This window comes from Bradyrhizobium sp. DOA9 (genome assembly GCF_000617845.2).
Classification (GTDB): Bacteria; Pseudomonadota; Alphaproteobacteria; order Rhizobiales; family Xanthobacteraceae; genus Bradyrhizobium.
The window spans coordinates 5,968,553-5,982,238 of sequence record NZ_DF820425.1 but is presented as its reverse complement, the minus strand read 5'-3'; the positions used below and the strand labels follow the sequence as shown (position 1 = coordinate 5,982,238).

The following is a 13,686-nucleotide window of genomic DNA, read 5'->3' as shown; positions in this document are numbered from 1 at the left end:
CAACATGAAGCGCGAAGACCTCACCGAGAAGCTGCTCGACATCAAGCGCGAGAAGGGCTGGAGCTGGAAACACATCTGCGAGAAGATCGGCGGCTATTCCGAGGTGCTGATCGTCGGCGCGATCATGGGCCAGATGAAATTGACAAAGCCGCAGGCGGCCAATGCCGGCGAATTGTTCGGCCTGTCGAAGGCGGAAGTTGCCATGCTCAACGAGGTGCCGATGCGCGGCACCGGCACGCCGATGCCGCCGACCGATCCCCTGATCTACCGCTTCTACGAGATGGTGATGGTGAACGGCCCGGCCTGGAAGGCGCTGATCGAGGAAGAGTTCGGCGACGGCATCATGTCGGCGATCGACTTCGACATGGGCATCGAGCGGGTCGCCAATCCCAAGGGCGACCGCGTCAAGATCACCATGAGCGGAAAATTCCTGCCGTACAAATATTACGGCGCCAGCGGCAACGTGCCGGAGTACGGCTTCAAGGAGGAGTGATGGGAGCGAGTGGCGAATTGCGAGTAGCGAATGGGGACGCCCAATTCGCCATTCGCCACTCCCTGTTCGCCTGCTTTATTTCCCCGCCTTCACCTCGGCGGCGGCAACCGCGAGCAGCTCGCTCATCTTGGCGCGAATCGCCTGCTCGGTGACCGCGACGTTCTTGGCGGCGAAATCGGCCGTGACCTTGCGCAGGACGTCGTCATCCCCGGCTTCCTCGAAGTCGGCCGCGACCACTTCCTTGGCATAGGCGGTGGCGGCATCACCGGAGATGCCGAGCTTTTCGGCCGCCCACAGGCCGAGCAGCCGGTTGCGGCGGGCCACCGCCTTGAACTTCTGCTCCTCGTCGAGGGCGAACTTCTTCTCGAAACCTTCCTGGCGCTTGTCGAACTGGCTCATACCTTGTTCCAAATCCCTGCTGAATGGCGCGGGAGCCTTCCGTTGCGGCGACCCGGCTGCATGCCTACATAGATAGCACGAATCGGCAAAACAACGGGCCGTTAAGCCGCAGGCAAGATGGTATAAGTTGGCGCCGGACGGCCGGATCGATTGTGCTCGGACAGCCAATCGGATAGGTTGCCTAAGGCTTGGTTCCCGATCTGTTTCCAAAGGGTTGTGGATGGGTTCCTGGCCGTTCACGGCAGCTCCGCTGTGGGTCGTAATCCTAGTCAACCGGAGCACACCAAATTCATGGATTTCAACAAAACACGGTACATCCCCATGAGCCGTCGGCGTCGCATTTATGAAGGCAAGGCAAAGGTTCTTTACGAAGGCCCCGAGCCCGGTACCCTGATCCAGCACTTCAAGGATGACGCCACCGCGTTCAATGCGAAAAAGCATCAGGTGATCGAGGGCAAGGGTGTCCTCAACAACCGGATCTCGGAGTACCTGTTTCAGCACCTCAACGACATCGGGGTGCCGACCCATTTCATCCGCCGCCTCAACATGCGCGAGCAGCTGATTCGCGAGGTCGAGATCGTGCCGCTGGAGGTGGTGGTGCGCAACGTCGCTGCCGGCTCGCTGTCGCAGCGCCTCGGCATCGAGGAGGGCACGCAGCTGCCCCGCTCGATCATCGAGTTCTATTACAAGAACGACCAGCTCAACGACCCCATGGTGTCGGAAGAGCACATCACCGCCTTCGGCTGGGCGACGCCGCAGGAGATCGACGACATCATGGCGCTCGCCATCCGCGTCAACGACTTCCTGACCGGTCTCTTCCTCGGCATCGGCATCCGCCTCGTCGACTTCAAGATGGAGTGCGGGCGCCTGTTCGAGAACGAGATGATGCGCATCATCGTCGCCGACGAGATCTCGCCGGACAGCTGCCGGCTGTGGGACATCAAGTCGAACGAGAAGCTCGACAAGGATCGTTTCCGCCGGGATCTCGGAGGCCTGCTCGAGGCCTATACGGAAGTTGCAAAGCGCCTCGGCATCCTCATGGAGAACGAGCGTCCCCAGGGCACCGGCCCGGTGCTGGTGAAGAGCTGAAGAGGACTTTTGACGTGAAGGCACGTGTCACCGTTACCCTGAAGACGGGCATCCTCGATCCGCAGGGCAAGGCCATCGAGGGCGCGCTGAAGTCGCTCGGCGTCGACGGCGTCGCCAGCGTCCGCCAAGGCAAGGTGTTCGACATCGAGCTCGCCGGGGCCGACAAGGCCAAGGCGGAGGCGGCGCTGAAAGAAGCCGCCGACAAGCTGCTGGCGAACACCGTGATCGAGAATTATCGGGTGGAACTGCTCGGGTGAGCAGGATGGCTCACAACCATCCTGCACGCCGAAACCGCCAGTACAGCGAGCCGCAGGCGGTCAGCATCACGCCGAGCAGCATGAAATAGCCGTACTCCCATTCCAGCTCCGGCATGTGCTTGAAGTTCATGCCGTAGATGCCGGCGAGCGCGGTCGGGACCGCGATGATGGCGAGCCAGGAGGCGAGCTTCTTGGATACCGCCGTCTCATGGGCCTGGCCGACGAGCAGGCTCGCCTCGAAGGCGAAGGCCAGCACCTCGCGCATGGAATCGATGCGCTCCTGGATGTTGCGGACGTGGTCGGTGACGTCGCGGAACAGCGGCTGCATGGCCTTGCGCACCATCGATAGCTCGTCATGCTCCAGCCGGCGGCAGACCTCCACCAGCGGGCCGATCGCAGTCCTGAGCCGCAACAGGTCGCGGCGCAGCATGTAGAGCCGCTCGATCTGCGCCTTGCTGATCTGCTTGGAGAGCACGTCGTCCTCGATGCCTTCGACCTCGTCATGGATGCTCTCCAGCACGGGCGAGTAATTGTCGACGATGAAATCGAGGATGGCATAGAGGATGTAGTCCTCGCCGCGCGCGAGCGCCCGCGGGCAGCTTTCGCAGCGTTCGCGCACCGGCGTGTAGGACGTCGAAGCGCCGTGGCGCACCGAGACCAGATAGCCTTCGCCGACGAAGATGTGGGTCTCGCCGAAGGCGATGCGTCCCTCGATCAATTGCGCGGTGCGCGCGACGATGAACAGGGCCTCGCCATATTGCTCGATCTTCGGCCGCTGATGGGCGTGATTGGCGTCCTCGATCGCGAGGTCGTGCAAATCGAACTGCTTCTGCACCGCGCCGAGCAGCGCCATGTCGGGCTCGTGCAGCCCGATCCACACGACATGGCCGGGCTTGGCTCGCCAGCTCGAGGCCTCGCTGATGGCGATATTGGCGACCCGGCGGCCGTCGACATAAGCGCCGGCGGCGACGACGCCTTCGGCGGATACCGGTTCGGAGAGGGATGCGGGCAGCGACGGGACGTTCATGGCTTCAATCCCGGGCAAATCGAGCGACCAAAAGCGCGTGGCTATGGCCTGTGTACAACGGCGCCCCGCCACGCTAGCACTGGTAAAATCCCCGTCAAATGGTTATGTCTGTTCACGAATTGGCCCGTTGGCCAGCCTCGATTCTTAAGCCGCGTCGGAACCTCTGCCATGAAAGCCGCCATTCTCGTCTTTCCCGGAATCAACCGCGAGCGCGACATGGCGCGTGCGTTGAGGCTGATCTCGGGCAGCGAGCCGACAATGGTCTGGCACGCCGAGACCTCGCTGCCTGCGGGCACCGATCTCGTCGTCGTGCCCGGCGGCTTCTCCTACGGCGATTACCTGCGCTGTGGTGCGATTGCGGCGCGTGCGCCGGTGATGGATGCGGTGCGCGACTATGCGGCCAAGGGCGGCCTCGTGCTCGGCGTCTGCAACGGTTTCCAGATCCTCTGCGAGTCCGGCCTCTTGCCGGGCGTCTTGATGCGCAATGCACGGCTGAAATTCATCTGCCGCGACGTGCATCTGCGCGTCGAGCGCTCCGACACGCCGTTCACCCGCGGCTACAATGCAGGGCAAGTGATCCGCGTGCCGGTCGCCCACGGCGAGGGCAATTACGAGGCGGACGACGAGACCATCAAGCGGCTCGAAGGCGAGGGGCGGGTGCTCTATCGCTACTGCTCCGCCGATGGCGTGGTCGATGAGGCCGCCAACATCAACGGCGCGGCGCATTCGATCGCCGGCATCGTCAACGATGGGGGCAACGTGCTCGGCATGATGCCGCATCCGGAAAACCACGTCGAAGACATCATGGGCTGCACCGACGGCCGCGGCCTGTTCGCCGGTCTCGCCCAGCACCTGGAAAAAGCTGCGTGATCTCGCTTGTGATGAAGCGTGCTCTCGCTGCGGTCGCGGTGTTGGCGTTCGCGACATTTTCAGTCGCGACTTGCGCATCCGCGCAGGATTATCCCAAGCGTCCTGTTACCATGATCGTGCCGTTCGCGGCCGGCGGCACCTCGGACGTGATCGCGCGCGCGGTCGCCGAGCAGATGGGGATTGCGCTCGGCCAGACCATCGTGATCGAGAACGTTGCGGGGGCCGGCGGCTCGACCGCGCTGGCGCGGGCCTCCCGCGCCGAGCCCGACGGCTACACCATCGCCATCGGCAACGCCGGCACCAATGCCGCGACCTACACGATCTACCCGAAGCTGCCGTTCACGCCTGAGTCCTTCGTGCCGATCGCGATGGTGGCCAAGACGTTCGGCATCATCGCGCTGCGCAAGGACTTTCCAGCCAAGGACCTCAAGGAGTTCATCGCCTACGCCAAGGCCAATCCGGGCAAGATCAATCTCGGCCATGCCGGCGTCGGCTCCTCGAACTATCTGATCTGCAAGAGCTTCGTCACATCAGCCGGGATCGACGCGACGCTGGTCGGCTATCGCGGCGCCGCGCCGGCGCTGACCGATGCGATCGGCGGCCAGATCGACGGCGTCTGCGACGCCGCCGCCTCGGCCTCGCAAGCGATCAACGACAAGCTGGTGAAAGGCCTCGTGGTCGGCTCGACCGTTCGGCTCGCCACGCTGCCGGATCTGCCGACCTCGGCGGAAGCGGGCCTGCCGGAGTTCGAGGCGCAGGGCTGGAACGGCCTGTTCGCGCCCAAGGGCACGCCGCCGGCCGTCATCGCCAAGCTGAACGCAGCCGCGCGCACGGCCGTGGCGACCGAGGCGGTGAAGAAGCGCTTTGCCGACCTGTCGACCGTCGCCCCCGACGCCGACGAACACACGCCCGAAGTGCTGCAAAAGCTCGTGACGCGCGACGTCGAGAAGTACCGCAAGATGCTGGCAGACGACGCCAACAAGTAGCCTGGCCAAGTGCCTGAGGCGGCCGGCGTATGGCCGCGCAGGAGGCTTACTGGAGCACGGGAATGCGGGCGATGACCTTGATCTCGAAGTCGAAGCCGGCAAGCCAGTTCACGCCGACGGCCGTCCAGTTCGGATAGGGCGGCCCGCCGATCTCCTCGGCTCGAACGGCCATCACCGTCTCGATCTGGCTCGCCGGATCGGTGTGGAACGTGGTGACGTCGATGACATCGTCCAGCGTGCATCCACCGGCGGCGAGAACGGCACGCAAATTGGCAAACGCGCGGCGGACCTGATCCTCGAACACCGGCTCGGGTGAGCCGTCATCGCGGCTGCCGACCTGGCCCGACACGAACAGCAGGTCGCCGGAGCGGATCGCCGCGGAGTACCGATGCACTTGGTAGAGCGCGTGGCGGTTTGCGGGGAAGATGGCCTCTCGCTGGGACATGGCAGGACCTTCAATCGATGGATCGGGGGCAGCTGGACGTGGGCGCGCCACGGGTGGCGCCTCACGGCAATTTCAGATACGTTTCGTATGTCAGATGTATTTCACATACGAGGCGTATGTCAATAGGGGCAGGCATGGCGAAGGGAAAGCGCGCCGCGGCCATGGCGGAAAATCGGGCCAGGCTCATCCGCGCCGCGCGGAAGGCATTTGCCACGCAGGGCTATGCAGAAGCGTCGATGGACGAGCTCACGGCCGCCGTCGGTCTGACGCGGGGCGCGCTGTATCACAACTTCGAGGACAAGAAGGGCCTGCTCTGGGCCGTCGTCGAGCAGATCGACGGTGAGATGGCGGAGCGGCTCCGCATCGTCCGGGAGCAAGCGCCCAGCCCGTGGCTGGGTCTGCTCGCGGAGGGAAGCGCCTATATCGAGATGGCGCTCGAACCCGAGATCCAGCGCATCATGCTGCTGGATGGACCTGCGGTGCTCGGCGATCCCTCCCAATGGCCCGGCGAGAACGCCTGTCTCGAGATCACCATGCGAACGATCCGCGCGCTGATCGAGGAGGGGATCGTGAAGCCGGTCGACGTCGAAGCGGCGGGGCGGTTGCTGAACGGGGCTGCGCTCAGCGCCGCCTTGTGGGTCGCGGCCGCCGACGATCCCAGGAGCGTGCTGAGCAAGGCCGTCGATGCGTTTCGAGCGCTGGCGAGTGGATTGCTGCGCGAGGCGCGTGAACCTGCCTAGGTTTTGCAGCGACTGACTCCTCGTCATCATCATGGTGCGGATTCCGGTTCGCCGATTTTGGTCGGTTGGAGCAACTCAAAGTTGTTTCATCGCATCGATTGCGATATCAGGAGGCCGGCGCTGTCGTTGTGCTTTCCGGATGTCACATGCCCGTCGCTTTGGTCGTTCTGCTGCTCGATATCACGCTGATCTATCACGCCTCGCGAACCGGACGGTTGCGGCCCTGGGCCTTCATCATCCTGCTGGTGCCGATGATGGGCGCGATTGCCTATATCGCGGTCGAGCTCATTCCCGAATGGTTTTCCAGCCCCGGTGCACGGCAGGCACGCCAGCGTGTCGCCAATCGCCTCGATCCCGAGAAGCGCTATCGCGAGCTGTCCGACCGGCTGGCCGGCACCGACACCATCGCCAACCGCGCGGCGCTGGCGGAAGAGTGCGCGAATATCGGCCGGTTCGGCGAAGCGGAAGCGCACTACGATCACATCCTGAAGCTGCCTATGGGCCACGATCCCGCCTATGCGCTGCGCAGGGCGCAAGCGCAATTTGCCGCCAGCCGCCCGGCCGATGCGCTCGCCACGCTGGACGATCTGCAGAAGCAATGGCCCGACTTCGATTCCGCCGACGCGCATCTGCTCTATGCCCGCGCGCTCGCCGAGGTCGGACGTCTCGACGAGGCGCTGGAGGAATACCACGCGCTCGCCGGCTACTTCCCCGGCGCCGAAGCGCGGGTGCGCTACGGCATGCTGCTGCAAACGGTCGGCCGCACCACTGAAGCGCGCATGGTCTTCAACGAGCTGCTGATCCAGATGCGCCGCGCGCCGAAATATCTGCGCAAGGCGCAGGCCGAGTGGCTGTCGATCGCGGAGAAGCAGCTGTCGGCGTGAGCTAGCGTAGCTTCAACTTCTCCGCCGGCACCGTCATCGCCGCAACACCGGCCATGACCAGCACCAGCCCCAGCGCGAGGTTCGACGGCACGCTCTCGCCGAGCAGCAGCACGGACAAGCCGACGCCGATCGGGATGCGCAGATAGCCTTGGGCGTTGGTCGTCAGCGTGCCCAGGCGGCCGAGGCAGACGTAGAACAGCATCAGGCCCAGCGCGCTCGACACGATGCCCATGACGATGGTGGCCACGATCGCCGTCGGCGTCGGCTGCAGCGTCCAGGGCTGGTCGATGAGCAGCGCGGGCGGCAGCAGCACGAGGCCGCCGAACAGCAGCGAGCCTGCCGCCACCACCATCGGATCGTATTCGGACAGGCGCAGGCCGAAGATGGTCGCGCAGGCGAAGGAGATGGTGGCGAGCAGGATCGCGATCTCCGCCACGATCTCGCTGCCGAAGCCATGAAGAGCGTCGAGCCCGACGATGGCGACGGTGCCGGCGAGTCCCAAAATCGCGCCGGTGAGCTTGAGCAGCGTCGCCGGCTCGTGCCGCGTGATCAGCGAGGTGATCAGGAAGGCGAAGATCGGCGTGGTCGAGGCCAGCACCACCGTGTTCGAGGCCGGCACATATTGCTGCGACCAGGTGATGATCAGGAACGGGAAGGTCGAGTTGATCAATTGCTGGGTCGCGAACAGCTTCCAGGCTTTCGCGTCGGTCGGGATCCTGGTGCCGCGCATCCACAGGATCGCGAACAGGAAGGCGGCCGCGATCAGCGAGCGCGCCGAGATGAAGGTGATCGGCGGGATTGTGGGAAGCGCCAGCTTGGTGAGCGGATAGGTCGAGCTCCAGCAGCAGGCCAGCGCAAGCAGCAGCGCATAGTCGCGCCAGTTGCGTGCGCCGGTGGCGATGGACGGCAATTGCGTTGATGCGGCCGCCGTCGCAGGGCCCGCCTCGGATGTGCTCTGCAGCACCTTGTTCTTGCTCCCCGGCGCCAAAGCGCTTGCCGGGAAGTCTGGGCGAGGGCGCGCGAAAAGGGAAGGCGTCGAGCTATGCGTTTGGCTGAGGGAGTGCCTTCCGCTTCATCCGCTTGATCGTGCCCGAAAACGTCAGCAGCAACCGCTCGCCGGACATCATCTTGCCGCGCAGGAAGATCAGTGAACCGCCGGCGCGGGTGACCTCGCCGGTGCATTCGATCAGCTCGCCCTCGCGTGCCGCGTCGAGGAATTCGCAGGCGAAATTGGTCGTCACCGCCCGGCTGTCCAGGACATGGGTGGCGATCGCAAACAGCGAATAGTCGGCGAAGGCCATGTAGCAGCCGCCATGGACGTTGCCGGAGCCGTTGAGGTGCTTCTTCTCGACCCGGAAGGCGCTGCGGACGCTGCCGTCCGCCTCGATCCGGTGCCAGAAGGGGCCGACATGGGACTCGAAACTGTCGCGAATCCAGGTCCGCCAGCCCACAAATTCGCCCTCCGTGGCGACATGCAGGTCGGGGCGGCGCGGCGGGGGCGCTTTGGTCAATTCGTGCAAGGAAACAGGCCTTCAATTGCGGGTCTTCAGACCTTAAATCCGATCCGACCGCGCCGTGCAATTCCCGTTCCCGCCGGCGCCCCCCGGCGCAAAACGTGGGACAGCGGGAAAATGCGCCATAAAGGGCTTTTCGAAGCCGCCCGATGTTCCTAAGAACGGCCAAACCGCCGCCGAAAGCCGCTGAAGCCATGAAGAATGAACCCAAGATCACCCCCGAGCTGGTTGCCGCCCACGGGCTCAAGCCCGACGAGTACGAGCGCATCCTGAAGCTGATCGGGCGGGAGCCGACCTTCACCGAGCTCGGCATCTTCTCGGCGATGTGGAACGAGCACTGCTCGTACAAATCCTCGCGCATCCATCTGCGCGGCCTCCCGACGAAAGCGCCCTGGGTGATCCAGGGCCCCGGCGAGAATGCCGGCGTGATCGACATCGGCGACGGCCAGGCCGTGGTCTTCAAGATGGAGAGCCACAACCACCCGAGCTATATCGAGCCGTACCAGGGCGCGACCACCGGCGTCGGCGGCATTTTGCGCGACGTCTTCACCATGGGCGCGCGCCCGATCGCTTGCCTCAATGCGCTGAGCTTCGGCGCGCCCGAGCACCCGAAGACGCGGCACCTCGTTTCCGGCGTGGTGGCGGGCGTCGGCGGCTACGGCAATTCCTTCGGCGTGCCGACGGTGGGCGGTCAGGTGCGCTTCCACACCCGCTACGACGGCAACATCCTCGTCAATGCGATGGCCGTGGGTCTCGCCGATGCCGACAAGATCTTCTATGCGGCGGCCTCCGGCGTGAACATGCCGATCGTCTATCTCGGCTCCAAGACCGGCCGCGATGGCATCCATGGCGCCTCGATGGCCTCCGCCGAATTCGACGACAAGTCCGAGGAGAAGCGGCCGACCGTGCAGGTCGGCGATCCCTTCGCCGAGAAGCTGCTGTTAGAGGCCTGCCTCGAGATCATGGAGAAGGGCTGCGTCATCGCGATCCAGGATATGGGCGCGGCGGGCCTGACCTGCTCGGCGGTGGAGATGGGCGCCAAAGGCGATCTCGGCGTCGATCTCGACCTCGATGTGGTGCCGACCCGCGAGACCGGCATGAGCGCCTACGAGATGATGCTCTCGGAGAGCCAGGAGCGCATGCTCATGGTGCTCAAGCCCGAGAAGGAAAAGGAAGCCGAGGCGATCTTCAAGAAATGGGGCCTCGACTTCGCCGTGGTCGGCTACACCACGCCGAGCAAGCGCTTCGTGGTCAAGCATGGCGGCGACGTCATGGCCGATTTGCCGATCAAGGAGCTCGGCGACGAGGCGCCGGTCTATGACCGCCCGCACGTCCCCTCGGCCGCGCTGCCGGTCGTGCATGCCCGCGACGTGCCGGCGCCGATGGGCCTTGGGCCTGCGCTGGAGAAGCTGATCGGCACGCCTGATATGTGCAGCAAGCGCTGGGTGTGGGAGCAGTACGACCACGTCATCCTCGGCAACACCATGCAGCGTCCCGGCGGCGACGCCGCCGTGGTGCGCGTGCAGGACGGGCCGAAGGGCCTCGCGCTGACCGTCGACGTCACGCCGCGCTATTGCGAGGCGGATCCGTTCGAGGGCGGCAAGCAGGCGGTGGCGGAAGCCTGGCGCAACATCACCGCGGTCGGCGGCAAGCCACTCGCGATCACCGACAATCTCAACTTCGGCAACCCTGAACGGCCCGAGATCATGGGCCAGTTCGTCGGGTGCCTGAAGGGCATCTCGGACGCCTGCCGCACGCTCGACTTCCCGGTCGTGTCCGGCAACGTCTCGCTCTACAACGAGACCAACGGCCGCGCGATCCTGCCCACACCCTCGATCGGCGGCGTCGGCCTGCTCGACGATTTCACCAAGTCGGCCTCGCTCGCCTTCAAGGCCGAGGGCGAGGCGATCCTTTTGGTCGGCGAGACCCATGGCTGGCTCGGCCAGTCCGTCTATTTGCGCGACATCTGCGGCCGCGAGGAAGGCGCACCGCCGCCGGTCGATCTCGCCGCCGAGAAGCGCAACGGCGACGTCGTGCGCGGCATGATCCATGCGGGCACCGCCACGGCCGTGCATGACCTTTCCGACGGCGGCCTCCTAATCGCGCTGGCCGAGATGGCCATGGCGGGCGGCATCGGCGCCAGGCTGCTGGCGGCGCCGACCGCGCTGGTGCCGCAGGCCTATTGGTTCGGCGAGGACCAGGCGCGCTACCTCGTCACCGTGCCGGAAACCGAAGCCGGCCGCGTGCTCGCCAAGATGCGCGGCTGCGAGGTGCCCTGCGTGCGGATCGGCACCACCGGCGGCGATGCGATCGCGATCGCCGGCGAGGCGCCGGTTACGATCGACAGCTTGCGGGCCTCGTTCGAGCGGTGGCTGCCGGACTATATGGGCGGGAAGGCGGCGTAAGCGGCGGCCAAACACTCCGTCATTGCGAGGAGCGAAGCGACGAAGCAATCCAGAATCCCTCCGCGGATGCATTTCTGGATTGCTTCGCTGCGCTCGCAATGACGAGTGGAGAGACCATGCCTCACAACACGCGTGACGCGCCCGGGATCTGGCGCAACGCTCGCGTCAGCGCCCAGCTCGCTGCGACCGTGAGTACAAACCCGATCGCGGCCTTGACGATCGCCGGCAGGTCATAGTCGAACAGCCAGTATTGCAGCCACAATGCGATCGGGTAGTGCACCAGGAACATGCCGAACGCGTCGCCCTGCATCGGATCGAGCAGCCTGGCCGAGCCTGATTGCTTGAACCTCTGGAAAATGGCCAGGATCAGAAACATGATGGCCACGCTGAAGACGGTGAAGCAGATCGCATAGAGCGCTTCATACCAGTCCGGCAAAGGCGACGGGTTGCCCAGTATTTCGCGCTTGATGAAGATCAGCGTCCACAACAGGCAATACGGCACGATCGCCAGCACCATCCAGTCCCAGCTGACCTTGGCCATGCGGCCGTCGATGGCGAGCAGCCCGCGATCCATTTGCGCAACGCCGATGCCGGCACCGAAAAAGAAATAGGTCGCGTACAGCATCACGCGCCCGTGCTGGACCGAGAACGGCCCGAACTCGAACCAGCTGCTGTGTCCGTAGTGAACCAGCCCGGGAACGTAGAATGCGGCGGTGACCGCCAGCATGACCGCGAAGAACACGGCGGGCCGGCGGCGACCATGCAGCGAGAGGCGATTGATCGGATCGAGCAGATTGGGTGACAGCCGGTACAAAAGGCAGGCCAGCAGGTCGAAGGCGAACAAGACCCACAGGAACCAGATCGGCCCGCTCGGCCACGGGCCCTTCATGACCATATTCCACCAGAATTCCGCAAAGCCGATCTCGGGATGCTGCCGCAGGGAGATCGCGTAATAGGCGAGCGGAATGACCGTGAGCGCGCAGATCGCGAAGGGTAAGCCAAGCCGAAGCAGGCGATCTGCCAAATAGCCCCGGACTCCCTTCCGGGCGATGCCGGACCAGGCGAACAGCCCCGACAGGAAGAAGAACATCGCCATGAAGAAACTGTCGGTGGCGAGCACGATCATGTCGAAGCCGAAGAAATAACTCGGATCGGTATGACCGAAATAAGTATAGGGGATCACCGCGTGATGCAGCAGCACCACCAGCGTGAGGAAGGTGCGGGCGCGATCGATCGCCATATTGCGCACCTTGCTCTGCGGCGCGGCATGCACCTCTGCGCCGATCGCCGCTGAATGTGACATCGTCATCGTGGCCGCCCCGATCCTGATCCCGGCTGGACTGTGCCGCCGGGAACTCGATTCAGCAAGGGCGGTTTGTTCGCAGGTCGCCCCCGACTACCTGTAGGAACCAGTTTCTCGCAGCAATGTTAGCGTTCGCGCAAACGGTTTAGGCCGTGAGTTGCGGCAGTTCGGAGCTGGCGATGACGATCCTGAAATGGGCGCTGATCTTCCTACTCGTCTCGATCGTGGCCGGCGTGCTCGGCTTCACCGGCATCTCGGCCGCCTCGGCCGACATCGCCCGTTTCCTGTTCTACGTCTTCGTCGTGATCTTCCTGGTGCTGCTGATCCTGGGGCTCACGATCTTCAGGGCGTAGGCAACAAGCTCGTCATGCCCGGGCTTGTCCCGGCATCCACGCCTTTCCTATCCGTGGCAATCAAAGAACGTGGATCCCAGGATAAACCCGGCCATGACGGACGCGGCTTACCCCACTTCCTCGATCTTCACCTTGTCCGGATAGAACGCCAGACGGCCGGAAATCTCGGCCATCGCCGGGAAGGGCGTCTCGTAGGTCCAGATCGCGTTGTCCAGCGTTTTGCCGTCGGCCTTGACGCTGTAATAGTTCGCGTCCCCCTTATACGGGCAATGGGTCACACGGTCGGTACGCTGCAACAGGGCCATGTTGGTGTCCTCCCGCGGCACATATTGCACCGCCGGATATCTGGCCTCCTTCAGGGTCAGCGCCTTGCTGGTCTCGGCGATCACGATGTCGCCCGCCGTGACGCGGACGCGCCTCGGGTTTGGGGTGATGGTGATCGGGTGGTCGGGCCCTGGAAGCTTCATGATTTCACGCCTTTTCGATCAATCTGCCGCGCGCGGCACTTTGTCGTGCCTTTGTCCTGGTGGGATCAGGGATATAGTGCCGGAAAGCGTGACGTAGAAGGCCGTTCACGCTAAGTTTGGCCCTGCCGGCGAGGGGACCCCGGCGAGCGATTCGATGATGAGGCTGCCTTGCAGCCGAGATAAGGAGCAAGACCCGAATGCCCATGGACGCCCACGATATCGAGGCGATGATCAAGGCAGCGATCCCCGATGCCGAGGTGACCATCCGTGACCTCGCCGGCGACGGCGACCACTATGCCGCGACCGTGATCTCGGAATCCTTCCGCGGCAAGTCGCGCGTCCAGCAGCACCAGATCGTCTATCAGTCCCTGCGCGGCCAGATGGGCGGCGTGCTGCACGCGCTGGCACTGCAAACCGGCGTACCTGGCGGACCCGCCGTACCCGGCTCCTGATC

General features: G+C 64.4%; 17 protein-coding genes. 10 read left to right on the top strand and 7 right to left on the bottom strand.

Translation table 11 applies throughout. From position 1 onward, the window contains the following. The first annotated feature begins 4 nt into the window (after positions 1–4). On the top strand, positions 5–493 hold the full coding sequence (gene cynS, locus BDOA9_RS28260; RefSeq protein WP_025037304.1) for a cyanase: 489 nt from the start codon (positions 5–7) through the stop codon (positions 491–493). Positions 494–568: 75 nt separating this feature from the next. Here cynS and BDOA9_RS28255 read toward each other — a convergent pair whose 3' ends face one another. Then, entirely contained in the window at positions 569–892 is a 324-nt protein-coding gene (locus BDOA9_RS28255) for a DUF1476 domain-containing protein (RefSeq protein ID WP_025037303.1), read from the bottom strand. Between the two features lie 321 nt (positions 893–1,213). Between BDOA9_RS28255 and purC the strand changes: the two genes are divergently transcribed. Both purC and purS read left to right on the top strand, forming a co-directional pair. Next, the gene (purC, locus tag BDOA9_RS28250; RefSeq protein ID WP_172782948.1) at positions 1,214–1,981 is read left to right on the top strand and encodes a phosphoribosylaminoimidazolesuccinocarboxamide synthase; all 768 of its coding nucleotides are present in this window, start codon (positions 1,214–1,216) and stop codon (positions 1,979–1,981) included. Between the two features lie 14 nt (positions 1,982–1,995). Next, positions 1,996–2,238 (top strand): phosphoribosylformylglycinamidine synthase subunit PurS, encoded by a 243-nt coding sequence (gene purS / locus BDOA9_RS28245; protein ID WP_025037302.1) that lies wholly within the window; start codon positions 1,996–1,998, stop codon positions 2,236–2,238. Between the two features lie 10 nt (positions 2,239–2,248). Here purS and BDOA9_RS28240 read toward each other — a convergent pair whose 3' ends face one another. Next, positions 2,249–3,265, bottom strand: a complete 1,017-nt coding sequence (locus BDOA9_RS28240) for a magnesium and cobalt transport protein CorA (protein ID WP_025037301.1) — start codon at positions 3,263–3,265, stop codon at positions 2,249–2,251. Between the two features lie 168 nt (positions 3,266–3,433). Between BDOA9_RS28240 and purQ the strand changes: the two genes are divergently transcribed. Continuing rightward, positions 3,434–4,135 carry a phosphoribosylformylglycinamidine synthase subunit PurQ gene (gene purQ, locus BDOA9_RS28235; RefSeq protein WP_025037300.1) on the top strand — a complete coding sequence of 234 codons (702 nt, stop codon included), beginning with the start codon at positions 3,434–3,436 and terminating at the stop codon, positions 4,133–4,135. Beyond that, on the top strand, positions 4,132–5,121 hold the full coding sequence (locus BDOA9_RS28230) for a tripartite tricarboxylate transporter substrate binding protein BugD (RefSeq protein WP_025037299.1): 990 nt from the start codon (positions 4,132–4,134) through the stop codon (positions 5,119–5,121). Before purQ ends, BDOA9_RS28230 begins: the two co-directional genes overlap by 4 nt. Before the next feature lie 46 nt (positions 5,122–5,167). On the opposite strand, the gene BDOA9_RS28225 is transcribed toward BDOA9_RS28230, so the two are convergent. After that, on the bottom strand, positions 5,168–5,566 hold the full coding sequence (locus tag BDOA9_RS28225; protein WP_025037298.1) for a RidA family protein: 399 nt from the start codon (positions 5,564–5,566) through the stop codon (positions 5,168–5,170). Positions 5,567–5,700: 134 nt separating this feature from the next. On the opposite strand from BDOA9_RS28225, the gene BDOA9_RS28220 reads away from it, so the two are divergent. Beyond that, on the top strand, positions 5,701–6,306 hold the full coding sequence (locus BDOA9_RS28220; protein ID WP_025037297.1) for a TetR/AcrR family transcriptional regulator: 606 nt from the start codon (positions 5,701–5,703) through the stop codon (positions 6,304–6,306). 146 nt (positions 6,307–6,452) lie between these two features. After that, positions 6,453–7,190 carry a tetratricopeptide repeat protein gene (locus BDOA9_RS28215; RefSeq protein ID WP_025037296.1) on the top strand — a complete coding sequence of 246 codons (738 nt, stop codon included), beginning with the start codon at positions 6,453–6,455 and terminating at the stop codon, positions 7,188–7,190. A 1-nt stretch (position 7,191) separates the two neighbouring features. Here the strand turns inward: BDOA9_RS28215 and BDOA9_RS28210 are convergent, their stop codons facing one another. Together BDOA9_RS28210 and BDOA9_RS28205 are read right to left on the bottom strand one after the other, a co-directional pair. Continuing rightward, positions 7,192–8,154, bottom strand: coding sequence for a DMT family transporter (locus tag BDOA9_RS28210; protein WP_025037295.1), 963 nt, complete (start codon positions 8,152–8,154; stop codon positions 7,192–7,194). 76 nt (positions 8,155–8,230) lie between these two features. After that, complete coding sequence (locus BDOA9_RS28205) at positions 8,231–8,710, bottom strand: PaaI family thioesterase (RefSeq protein ID WP_025037294.1); 480 nt, start codon at positions 8,708–8,710, stop codon at positions 8,231–8,233. A gap of 188 nt (positions 8,711–8,898) precedes the next feature. Between BDOA9_RS28205 and purL the strand changes: the two genes are divergently transcribed. Continuing rightward, positions 8,899–11,109 carry a phosphoribosylformylglycinamidine synthase subunit PurL gene (gene purL / locus BDOA9_RS28200; RefSeq protein ID WP_025037293.1) on the top strand — a complete coding sequence of 737 codons (2,211 nt, stop codon included), beginning with the start codon at positions 8,899–8,901 and terminating at the stop codon, positions 11,107–11,109. Between the two features lie 121 nt (positions 11,110–11,230). On the opposite strand, the gene BDOA9_RS28195 is transcribed toward purL, so the two are convergent. Beyond that, complete coding sequence (locus BDOA9_RS28195) at positions 11,231–12,418, bottom strand: acyltransferase family protein (RefSeq protein WP_025037292.1); 1,188 nt, start codon at positions 12,416–12,418, stop codon at positions 11,231–11,233. 173 nt (positions 12,419–12,591) lie between these two features. Between BDOA9_RS28195 and BDOA9_RS28190 the strand changes: the two genes are divergently transcribed. Beyond that, a complete protein-coding gene (locus BDOA9_RS28190) occupies positions 12,592–12,765 on the top strand; it encodes a DUF1328 domain-containing protein (protein ID WP_007612121.1) in 174 nt (57 codons plus the stop codon). Between the two features lie 107 nt (positions 12,766–12,872). Here BDOA9_RS28190 and BDOA9_RS28185 read toward each other — a convergent pair whose 3' ends face one another. Then, on the bottom strand, positions 12,873–13,232 hold the full coding sequence (locus BDOA9_RS28185) for a DUF427 domain-containing protein (protein ID WP_025037291.1): 360 nt from the start codon (positions 13,230–13,232) through the stop codon (positions 12,873–12,875). 197 nt (positions 13,233–13,429) lie between these two features. Between BDOA9_RS28185 and BDOA9_RS28180 the strand changes: the two genes are divergently transcribed. Beyond that, a complete protein-coding gene (locus tag BDOA9_RS28180; RefSeq protein WP_025037290.1) occupies positions 13,430–13,684 on the top strand; it encodes a BolA family protein in 255 nt (84 codons plus the stop codon). Positions 13,685–13,686: the final 2 nt, after the last annotated feature.

Excerpts from the sequence above, each read along its gene's own strand:
- cynS (WP_025037304.1), top strand. The coding sequence starts at position 5 with ATGAAGCGCGAAGACCTCACCGAGAAGCTGCTCGACATCAAGCGCGAG.
- BDOA9_RS28185 (WP_025037291.1), bottom strand. The coding sequence starts at position 13,232 with ATGAAGCTTCCAGGGCCCGACCACCCGATCACCATCACCCCAAACCCG.
- BDOA9_RS28240 (WP_025037301.1), bottom strand. The coding sequence starts at position 3,265 with ATGAACGTCCCGTCGCTGCCCGCATCCCTCTCCGAACCGGTATCCGCC.
- BDOA9_RS28220 (WP_025037297.1), top strand. The coding sequence starts at position 5,701 with ATGGCGAAGGGAAAGCGCGCCGCGGCCATGGCGGAAAATCGGGCCAGG.
- BDOA9_RS28180 (WP_025037290.1), top strand. The coding sequence starts at position 13,430 with ATGCCCATGGACGCCCACGATATCGAGGCGATGATCAAGGCAGCGATC.
- purL (WP_025037293.1), top strand. The coding sequence starts at position 8,899 with ATGAAGAATGAACCCAAGATCACCCCCGAGCTGGTTGCCGCCCACGGG.
- BDOA9_RS28215 (WP_025037296.1), top strand. The coding sequence starts at position 6,453 with ATGCCCGTCGCTTTGGTCGTTCTGCTGCTCGATATCACGCTGATCTAT.
- purC (WP_172782948.1), top strand. The coding sequence starts at position 1,214 with ATGAGCCGTCGGCGTCGCATTTATGAAGGCAAGGCAAAGGTTCTTTAC.
- BDOA9_RS28190 (WP_007612121.1), top strand. The coding sequence starts at position 12,592 with ATGACGATCCTGAAATGGGCGCTGATCTTCCTACTCGTCTCGATCGTG.
- BDOA9_RS28225 (WP_025037298.1), bottom strand. The coding sequence starts at position 5,566 with ATGTCCCAGCGAGAGGCCATCTTCCCCGCAAACCGCCACGCGCTCTAC.
- BDOA9_RS28255 (WP_025037303.1), bottom strand. The coding sequence starts at position 892 with ATGAGCCAGTTCGACAAGCGCCAGGAAGGTTTCGAGAAGAAGTTCGCC.
- BDOA9_RS28195 (WP_025037292.1), bottom strand. The coding sequence starts at position 12,418 with ATGACGATGTCACATTCAGCGGCGATCGGCGCAGAGGTGCATGCCGCG.
- purQ (WP_025037300.1), top strand. The coding sequence starts at position 3,434 with ATGAAAGCCGCCATTCTCGTCTTTCCCGGAATCAACCGCGAGCGCGAC.